Consider the following 10,377-nt stretch of genomic DNA (forward strand, 5'->3'; position numbering starts at 1 on the left):
CTATAATTTTAAAATATATTTTTTGTTTTTTTATTTAAACTATTGTTACTTAATTCTAATCTGCCAAAATGCAATATTTTTACGATTCCATGTGTAACTAACAAACACTTCATCTTTCACTGCTATAATTGCCGGATAAGAGTATTCACCAGCATCACTTTCAAATTTAATTTCTTCATGCCAAGTCAATCCATTATCTTTAGAAACCGATAAGACCATAGGAGTACGCGGTCCCCAATTAATACCAACAGGATTGTAAGCTAATACCAATGTACCATCTTGCATTTTTACTACATCAATACCACTATTATTGTTTGGTAAATTTGTGGGATATGCCTCTGTCCAAGTAATGCCATAATCTAAAGAATCACTGCGATAAATACAGCCTTCTGTGCTGCGTAGCAGCATATGTATCTGCCCCGGCTTGGACTCCCACAAGCTTGGTTGTATCACACCTCTTCCCTTAAAGGACTGTTCTGTTACAGGTATATCACTGAAAACCTTTTCCACTTGCTGATCATTAATGTTGTTGATCATTATGTCAGCACTTTTTACCCAAGATTCTCCATCATCTTTTGATATATCTACAAAAGCTTTCCATATGCCATTTTCAGTAGAGCCAGGTGCAGCTAACCAGCCATTGGAAAGTAAAATTACTTTGTTTCTTACAGGCCCTCTTCCACCTCTATCCTTAGGAACCATTTCGAAGCTTTTACCCCAACTTTCACCATCATCTTTTGATATCTTTACTTTGGTATACCATTCCTTTAGTAATTTGCCAACCTTATAAAACAAAAGAATATCTCCATTACCACGTTGTAATAAAACTGGATTCCAATGGGGTACCTCCTTCTCGTCAGATATTTTGAAGGGATTTTTCCATTTATCACCTTCCTTTTTAGAAATCCAAATATCTACATCAGCCTCTCCCTCCTTTGTGCCTGCAAACCAGGCTAGATAAATGCTGCCATCTTCTAATCTTAATAAAGTTGATGCATGGCACATTTCAAATGGCAAATCACCATTGATTACATGGCTATGCTCAATAATTTCATGCATTAAAACGCCTCCTGACTAAGCAATATCTAGATAACAAATCGAAATTTGAATCCTTTAGGGTATTTTCTATTATCTTTATTTAAGTAACATAATTTTCTAGGTGTAATCAACATATTAATATTTTCATCAATAATGAACATCGTTCATTATTGATTATATACTGAATTATATAACAATTCTGTTTCTCTGTCAACAATATTACTGATTAATAATACTATTATTTATATTTAGTTTACTATCTACATTGCTTAGCTTACTATTATATTGATATCCAACATTGGAAATTCGCTTTTGAAAATATATTGATTTAATTGCAATTTATTTTCTACAACTAACTATAAAAAAGAGAAAAATCCTAAAAAGATTTTTCTCTTTTTTATAGTTTACATAACAGGGAACTGTTGAACAATTCCCTCACCTAGAACTCTATAGACGCCTATTAGTGGCTTTTCTGTTTTTTTATATTTTAAGATTAAGATTATTTCCCGGTCAATTTCTTGGTCTTAGTAGTACAATCCTCCATAGCCTCTATAATGATTCCTCTAAAATGATTCTTTTCTAGAGTATAAACCGCTTCAATCGTCGTGCCACCTGGAGAACAAACTTGATCCTTTAGTTCACCTGGATGTTTTCCTGATTCTAAAACCATTTTCGCCGCCCCCATTACTGCTTGAGCAGCGTATTGGTATGCCTTATCTCTTGTCATTCCCTGCAGAACTGCCCCGTCTGCTAAAGCTTCAATAAACATATAGACGTAGGCTGGACTGCTGCCGCTGACGGCAGGAATCATATCCATAAGCTTTTCATCGATAATATCTGCTTTTCCAATACTATTAAATATATTTAATACTGTTTCCAATTCCTCATGTTTCACTTCGCTATTTGCAGTAACAGCTGTCATGCCTTCACCTACAAAAGCCGGAGTATTTGGCATAGTTCTTACTATTTTTATTGGATAATCAAAATAACCTTGTATGAAATCAATAGATATGCCAGCAGCGATTGAAATAAGAATGTGATTATTTGTAACATAACCCTTGATTTCTTCTAACACATATCTATAGATATTGGGCTTAACAGCTAAGATAATAATATCAGTGTTTTTCACTACCTCTACATTACTTTGGCATAGATTGAGATCATATAATTTAGCCATTTCTTCAGCTTTATCTAAAGCTTTATCACTTACATACATTTTTTTATAAATATCTTGAAAATTATTGACTAAACCCTTTATCATAGCATCCGCCATGTTTCCTGTTCCGATAAAACCTATTTTCTTTTGCAAATTCATCACCTCATTCATTATTTTCCAAAAACTGTAACCTCTTCTGTTCTCTCTAGTAATTCTAATAAAATGGTTCCCTTTCTCTATTAAAAATCAGAACAAAGTTCCATAATAAAAACATCCTTTTATAATTAGTTTTGCGACAAACACATATAAAAGGATGCTGATAAAACTAACGGAAGCTATTTAAGTTAAATGTTTACTTCCCTAAGATATACCATCCTGGAGAAAAAATCAATACCTTAAGGACAAAAGATAAAATTTCCAATAAAAATTCCATGATTGCTTTTATATTTTAATTTGGATCTATGCTTCAGATCAGAAAATTCAATAGGCTCAAGCATTGGTTTAAAAGAGGTAAATTAAGGAAAGTAGAACTTTCCTAGTATATAAAAAAGAAACTCCCTTTTTGTAGAGTTCCTTTTTTATAAACAGATTTACTTTTCAACAATTACAGGACTTGCCCTGCTTTTATTTTTTACTAGCTATAGTTCATTTTTTTTTATATCCTTCTATCTTGTATCACTTCAGTTTAAAAGCTTTCATGCTCTGTCCTAGCTATAATTTCGTCCTGCAATCCCTTATCTAGGTTATTGAAATAATCACTATAGCCTGCAACTCGTACAATTAAACCCTCATAGGCTTCAGGATTTTTTTGTGCCTTTTTTAAGGTATTTGCATCAGCTATATTAAACTGTATATGATGACCATCCAATTTAAAATAAGCACGGATTAAATACATTAAATTATCCAATCCCTTTTCGTCTTCTAACAACTGAGGAGTAAATTTTTGATTTAACAATGTACCCCCAGTTTTTAAATGATCCATTTTTGCCGCTGACTTGATGACAGCGGTTGGTCCTTTTCTATCGGTTCCTTGAACTGGAGAAATTCCTTCTGATAAGGGCAAGCCTGCTCTTCTACCATCAGGAGTTGCACCTATAACAGAACCAAAATATACATGACAGGTGGTGGGCAACATATTGATTCGATAGGTTCCTCCCCTCATAGACCTTCTTCCATTAACAGCTTCATAGAAGCTGTTGAATATCCTTACCATAATATCATCGGCATAATCATCATCGTTGCCATACCGAGGTGTTTTGTTCAAAAGCAGTTGCCTTATGTTTTCTTTTCCTTGAAAGTTTTCCTTTAGAATTTCTAACAAATCCTTCATAGATAAGGTTTGCTTGTCAAAAACATGATATTGAATAGCCGATAAACTGTCAGTAATACTGCCGATTCCCACTCCTTGTATATAATTGGTGTTATATCTAGTACCTCCAGCATTGTAATCTCTTGCATTTTTGATGCAGTCACTTATTATAATAGACAGGAAGGGTGATGGCATATAATTAGCATATAGCTTCTCAATAATATTATTTCCTCTAATTTTTATATCGATAAAATAATGTAGCTGTCTTCTAAATGCCTCCATCAGTTCATTAAAGGACTGAAAATTTTCTGCAGCACCTGTTTCAAGGCCTATTTTTTTACCACTTATAGGATCGACTCCATTGTTTAATGTAATTTCCAATACCTTCGTTAAGTTGAAATATCCTGTTAAAATAAAGCTTTCCTTTCCAAATGCTCCTGCTTCTACACAACCACTGGTACCACCACACCTAGCATCTTCAATAGATTTTCCCTGGCGTAGTAGTTCTTCTATAACAGCATCTGCATTAAACACAGAAGGCTGACCCCATCCCTTTCTAATAACCTCCTCAGCTTTTTTAATAAAGTAGTCTGGGCTTTTCTTGCTGACTTGTATATTGGAGCTAGGTTGTAATAGTTTCATTTCATCAATGACCTCTAGTAACATATAGGATACTTCATTAACCCCATCAGAACCATCTATTCTTAAGCCTCCAATATTAATGTTGGCAAAATCTGTATAGGTCCCACTTTCCTTTAAGGTAATTCCTACTTTTGGAGGTGCTGGCTGGTTGTTGAATTTCACCCAAAAACACTGTAAAAGTTCCTTTGCTTCTTCATAGGTTAAGGTTCCTTCTTCTATATCCTTTTTATAAAAAGGGTATAGATGCTGATCAAGTCTTCCAGGACAAAAAGCATCCCAAGTGTTTAGTTCTGTAATCACCCCCAGATGAACAAACCAGTAGCTTTGTAATGCTTCTGCAAAATTTCTTGGGGGATTTTCCGGGATATGATAACATGTCTCTGCTATTTTTTCCAATTCCTTCTTTCGTTGAGGATTTTCCTCTTTTTCGACCAAGCTCTTTGCTTCTTCAGCATGCCGCTTAGCAAAAATCACAATAGCATCTGCACAGATATTCATAGCCTTTAGCTCCTCTTGCTTTTCATAGGCTTCAGGGTCATTATAATAATCAAGACTTTGTAGCTGTTCCTCTATTTCTCTTTTAAAATCAAAAAAACCTTTTTCAAAAATCTTATTGTCTCCCACTGTATGTCCAGGAGCTCTTTGTTCCATAAATTCTGTAAATATTCCAGCCTCATAGCAATCCTTCCATTCCTGTTCCATTGCATTAAATATTAAGTTCCGCATAGATTTTCCTTGCCAATAGGAAATTATTTTTTCCTCTTGAGTCTCTCGCACCTCCTCACTAACAAAAAAGGATATCTTCTTCCTATCATTCATTATTTTTAAGTCTTCTAAGGTATGACAGCATAATTCTGGGTAGGTAGGAGCTGACTGGGGTCCTTCACCCCTTTCTCCAACAATTAGCTCCTCATCATTTATGCATATTGTTTTATTCTCCATTAAATGTTTAAACGTCAAAGCTCTAAGAACTGGTATAGAAACCTTATCTCTATATTTCTCATAAGCCTCTGTAACCAGCACTGCTCTCTCGATAGAAATACTGGGATAGGTTATTTCGCTTTGCTGCCTTAATTTCTGAACCCTTTTATTCATTCCTCTTAATTTTATCTCCATTCATCTTCACCCTCCTATGATTACATTTAATTTCAATAAATTCAAATTTTTCTTAATTGCCTCCATCTCTTCATGAGCGGGCTCCAGTATTTCTGGAATTTTATATATTTCTCCTATCCTTTTATATTTATCTACACCAACGCAATGATATGGAAGTATATTTACTTTATTTAAACCTAGAGATGAAATAAACTCTCCAGTAGCTAGAATATTATTTTCATCATCATTCATTCTAGGTATTATTGGCATACGAATATGAATATTTGGATGTGCTGACACAAGTTTCTCTAGATTTTTAAATATAGGAATATTAGATACACCAGTAAATCTTAGATGTTTTTCTTCTTCCATATGCTTTATATCATATAAGAATAAATCAGTTAATTTGCTTATTTTTTCTAGAGTGCTCCAGCTTGCAAATCCTGAAGTGTCTACTGTTGTATGAATCTTTTTTTCCTTACATTCCTTCAAAAGCTCATATAAAAACTTATCCTGCATTAAAGGCTCACCACCTGAAAAGGTTACGCCTCCCTTTGATTCTTCGTAGAAAACCCTATCCTTCTCTATTTCTTTCATTACTTCTGAAACCGTCATTTCTTTTCCAATCAACTCAATGGCATTTGTAGGACATACTTCAGTACAAATTCCACAGTCATTACACTTCTCCTTATCAATAATATTATTTTCTTTTATTAAGTCTATGGCATATTCCTGACATTTACTAACACAGGTTGCACATCCAATACATCGTTTTTTTGTAAATATGACTTGTTTTTCTAATCTTTTGCTCTCAGGATTATGACACCACCAACAGTTTAAAGGACAACCCTTTAGAAAAATAGTGGTTCTAATTCCTGGTCCATCATGTAAAGAATATTTTTGTATATTGAAAACAATCCCTTTTTCCAAGACATCACCTCAAATGATTTAAAAAAATTTAAATATGCTTTGCAAAATGAAGTTGTGTATTCTATTATATCGTATTTTATCTAATTGATTGACAACTTCATCCTGCAAAGTTCATATTATCGTAACTATTCTTCCTTCTGGGCTTTTATTTTTTCTTTAGAAGCTGCTAAGCTTGCAAAATAGAAAAATGGACCAAAAGTAATGATTAGCATAAAAATCATCCAAAATATTGTTTGTCCTTCCATTTATTCATCCTCCTTTATTTAAACCTTCAGTTCATTTTTGAATTTTTCATTGGGCCTTTTAATCCATTTAATAAACCAATTGTTCATCATATAAAAAACAATGCCTGTTATTATAAGCTGGAATATTACTGTTCCAAAACTATCTACCAGCAATGGATTCCACCAATTCGTTGGATGCCACGTGATTGATTGCCACAACCACCATCCCACAACAATAGCTAACATCATTGGGAACATAATAATGCAATAGTTGTACCATTTTCCTACATATATATCACTAGATTTATTAATGATTTCTGTACGGAAACGATCTACCCCATATTTATAAACAGCTAGGGCAAATAACAAGCCACTTGCCAATAAACCTATACCCCATACCCAGTCTTGGTTATTTAAAATATCCACACTATAGGCGGATGGAATTCCTAATATAAAAACCCCTAGGCAGACGATAATAGTGGCTTTTTTTCTATCAAACCCAGCATTAATAAAGTTTCGAACAATAACCTCTGTTTGTGGAACAATAGATGTTAAAGCTGAAAGGGATAATGCTAAAAAGAAAACAATTGCAATAATATTTCCCCCTGGTATCGTGGGGAACAACTGAGCTAGGTAAATAAATGTAAGTCCAATATTACCAGCAGATAGAGCCTCAACCGCTTCTGCTTGTGTAGCGGCTAGGACAAAAACTGTAGGTAATACAGCCATAGCTGCTATAATTGCACCAACTGCATCTCCAAAGGTAATCATAAAACTGTTTACTGCTATATCTTCATTTTTCTTAAAATAGTTTGCATACGTTAGCATCATTGCCCAACCTGCACCCGAGGACCATGCGGCTTGGGTAAATGCATTGAGCCAAAGCTTAGAGGTTCCAAAAGCTTGCCAATTTGGCACAAATAGAAATTTGAGACCTACGGCTGCACCTGGTTGCATAAGTGCCCATATAGATGAGCCAATTAGACAGGCAAATAGTGTAGGAATAGCAATTTTAGCTACTGCCTCTAACCCACCTTTGACTCCTCGATAAATCACAGAACCTGTTAATATAACTGCAATTGCTTGAAAAAATATGGTTTGAGCAGGATTACCCACAAATCCTTCCCATAGCTCCACGGAATCAAATCCAGGTTTAATTGCTCCTTGTAATGCAAATACAAAATAACGTAGTGCGTAGGCAAACACTACTGCATAGTAAAAGGTAATGGCTGCACATACTAATGTAATCCAACCACCTAGCCAGGTCTTCTTTTCACCATAGAAGTCTCTGAATGAACCTATTGCTCCTAATCTTGTGGTCTTACCAATCCCCATCTCTGTCATTAAAAGAGGAACAACCCATATTAAATTGGCTATTGTATAAGCTATTAAAAATGACCCGCCATCATTACTTCCAACAATCCTAGGGAATCTCCATATATTTCCTGTGCCTACAGCCATACCCATAGCAGCTAAAATAAAACCCAACCTACTCCCCCATTGTTCATCTTGCTTTTTACTCATTTAACTACCCCCAAACTTTATATACTTTTTTATATGTTTCCTGCTATTTTATGTTTTTTCCTCCCTTCTTAAATTTGAACTTCTCCGTATATTCTAAATATTGCAACTTTTATGCCATTTTTTTGTGATACTAGAAAAATACTCCTTTTTTAATAACATCTTGATTTTATCTATTCTTTACTGTGTCATATTTATTTTTAAAATTATATTTATATAGCAACAAAAAAAACGTCCCAAAATCGGAACATTTTTATATCTTTTTTTTGCTTTTGTCTATATTTTGGGACAATTATTTTGTGTTAATTTTCCACTCTATTTTATATTTTCGTATTTTATTATGGAGGGTTTGTCTAGGGATTTTTAATAATCTTGCAGCTTCAGCACAGTTTCCATTAGACTTTTCAATGGCTCTACATATCAATAATTTTTCATAACATTTTAAAGCACCCTCCAAAGGTGCTATAACCGCTTCTGAATCTAATGCTTTTTCTTCCTTTGAATCTAGAGTAGTAAGGGAATGATTGGATTGTGAGTGTTTTAAAAGATTATATGGTAAATCTTGGGTTGTAATTCTATCTGTTTCTATAAAATTCATGATACTTTCCAGTGTATATTTTAATTCTCGAATGTTGCCATACCAAGGATATTGTTTTAGTATTTCCATTGTTTCAGGTGAAACCTTCTTTACATTTTTGAAAAGTTTTTTATTATAGCTGTTGATAAAATGGTTAACCAATGGTTGTATATCCTCCTTTCTCGCTCTTAGAGGAGGAATCGTTAGGAATATAACATGTAATCTATAATATAAATCTTCTCTTAAAGCCCCTCTTTCCATTACCTTTATTGGATCTTCATTAGTTGATGCCATAATTCTTACATCAACTACAGTGGTTTTGTTATCTCCAATCCTTCTAATAGCACCATCCTGTAATACCCTTAATAGCTTCCCTTGTAACTCTATGTCCATAGAATTAATTTCATCTAAGAATAATGTTCCACCATCTGCTAACTCAAAAAGTCCTAATTTTTCCTTGGCTCCAGTAAAGCTTCCGGAAGAAGTACCAAATAATATTCCCTCTAGAAGTGTTTTAGGTAATGCAGCACAGTTTTGAGCAATAAATGGCTTATTTCTCCTTTTTCCACCATTATGTATCGCCTGTACCAACAGCTCTTTTCCAGTTCCCGTTTCTCCATAAACTAGAACAGGGGAATCGCTATTAACAATTTTACTAGCCTTTTTTTCTAATTCTCTAATAACGTTACTTTCCCCAATAATATCTTGAAAGGTATAGATTGTCCCATTTCCCCTATATTGTCTATCCGCCTTATTTTTATGAAAAAGCTGTTTTTGTAAACTAGCCACCTGCTCTGATAAATACTTGACTTGGCTTAAATCCCTATACTTTTCTAATGCCCCTATAATCACTCCATTCTTAATTAAAGGAATGGTGGAGGTTAGGGTTGAAACCCTTTTTCCTTTATGGTTTTCATAGGTTTGCACATAATCTATGATTGCTTCTCTATTTTTTAGAACTCTATAAAAGGTACTGGTCTCTGGCGTTAAGTCCGGAAAAATATCTAATATATTTTTACCTATAGCCTCTTCATCAGTGATTCCTGCTATATTAGTGGCTGGTTCATTAAAAAAAGTCACATTTGCCTCACTGTCTACTAAAATGATGCCTTCATCCAAATGAACTAACATTGTTTCTAAGATATATTTATATTCCATGTGAATTCACCCCCCTAATAGGTTTTTTATGTCACATAAAAAATGATATATTTCATAAGTAGATACGCAAGGTTCATGATTCTGTATCAATTCCTTTTAATAGAGCTTAATTACCTAAGTTTTGTACAAATAACTAAACTGTATTTAGAAAATCATGGAAGCTTAATTGAACATACTTAGGTTGTAATGCTTCAACAAATAGTTTTGCCAGTTCTGATAAGCTAGGCACAACAATCTCAACATGATCTTTTAGTTCTATTACCTTAGCAGAAATTGTCCCTAGTTTTTTTATCAGTGAATTAACACCCATATCCTTAAGCTTAGATGTGTTAAATGCTGTATTTTTCATCAAGGTAATCAGGTTATGACTGATGAACACTAACCACAGAAATCCGTAGATGCCATAGAATTTAGATGTTCTTAAATTTTTAATGCCATACACTTCTTTACAGCTCCTAAAGAAGGCTTCTATGGTTTGTCGCTCATTGTAAAAGTGAAATAGCTGGATTGCATCCATTTCTTCAGCTTTTATGTTGGTGAGTAAATGAGAGTATTTAATTTTTCCATCCTTACCAACAAATTCACAAACAATGATTCTTAAATCCGTAGAGCTAGGAATTTCTGCAACATGTACTTGGATATTGATTTTTTGCCACTGATGTTTCTTCACTGATTTTGAAAGGTTTTTGGATTGCTGAGTTGAAAAACCTTTTACTACAAATTTGGA

At 33.9% G+C, this 10,377-nt stretch carries 7 protein-coding genes; all 7 read right to left on the bottom strand.

The features are described from left to right. Positions 1 to 45: 45 nt before the first annotated feature. On the bottom strand, positions 46 to 1,059 hold the full coding sequence (locus CHB72_RS03610; RefSeq protein ID WP_089281502.1) for a sialidase family protein: 1,014 nt from the start codon (positions 1,057 to 1,059) through the stop codon (positions 46 to 48). 478 nt (positions 1,060 to 1,537) lie between these two features. Then, positions 1,538 to 2,353 carry a pyrroline-5-carboxylate reductase gene (proC, locus tag CHB72_RS03615; protein ID WP_408606537.1) on the bottom strand — a complete coding sequence of 272 codons (816 nt, stop codon included), beginning with the start codon at positions 2,351 to 2,353 and terminating at the stop codon, positions 1,538 to 1,540. 526 nt (positions 2,354 to 2,879) lie between these two features. Continuing rightward, positions 2,880 to 5,261, bottom strand: a complete 2,382-nt coding sequence (gene hypD / locus CHB72_RS03620) for a trans-4-hydroxy-L-proline dehydratase (RefSeq protein WP_242975020.1) — start codon at positions 5,259 to 5,261, stop codon at positions 2,880 to 2,882. Between the two features lie 6 nt (positions 5,262 to 5,267). Further along, entirely contained in the window at positions 5,268 to 6,170 is a 903-nt protein-coding gene (locus CHB72_RS03625) for a glycyl-radical enzyme activating protein (RefSeq protein WP_089281503.1), read from the bottom strand. A gap of 263 nt (positions 6,171 to 6,433) precedes the next feature. After that, positions 6,434 to 7,918: a sodium-dependent transporter gene (locus CHB72_RS03630; RefSeq protein WP_089281504.1), complete on the bottom strand. Its 1,485-nt coding sequence runs from the start codon at positions 7,916 to 7,918 to the stop codon at positions 6,434 to 6,436. A gap of 289 nt (positions 7,919 to 8,207) precedes the next feature. Beyond that, the gene (locus CHB72_RS03635; RefSeq protein ID WP_089281505.1) at positions 8,208 to 9,650 is read right to left on the bottom strand and encodes a sigma-54 interaction domain-containing protein; all 1,443 of its coding nucleotides are present in this window, start codon (positions 9,648 to 9,650) and stop codon (positions 8,208 to 8,210) included. Between the two features lie 133 nt (positions 9,651 to 9,783). Beyond that, positions 9,784 to 10,377, bottom strand: a 594-nt coding sequence (locus tag CHB72_RS03640; protein WP_207652483.1) for a transposase, incomplete at its 5' end; no start/stop codon positions are given.

Origin of the sequence: Anaerovirgula multivorans, assembly GCF_900188145.1 — a bacterium.
Classification (GTDB): domain Bacteria; phylum Bacillota; class Clostridia; order Peptostreptococcales; family Natronincolaceae; genus Anaerovirgula; species Anaerovirgula multivorans.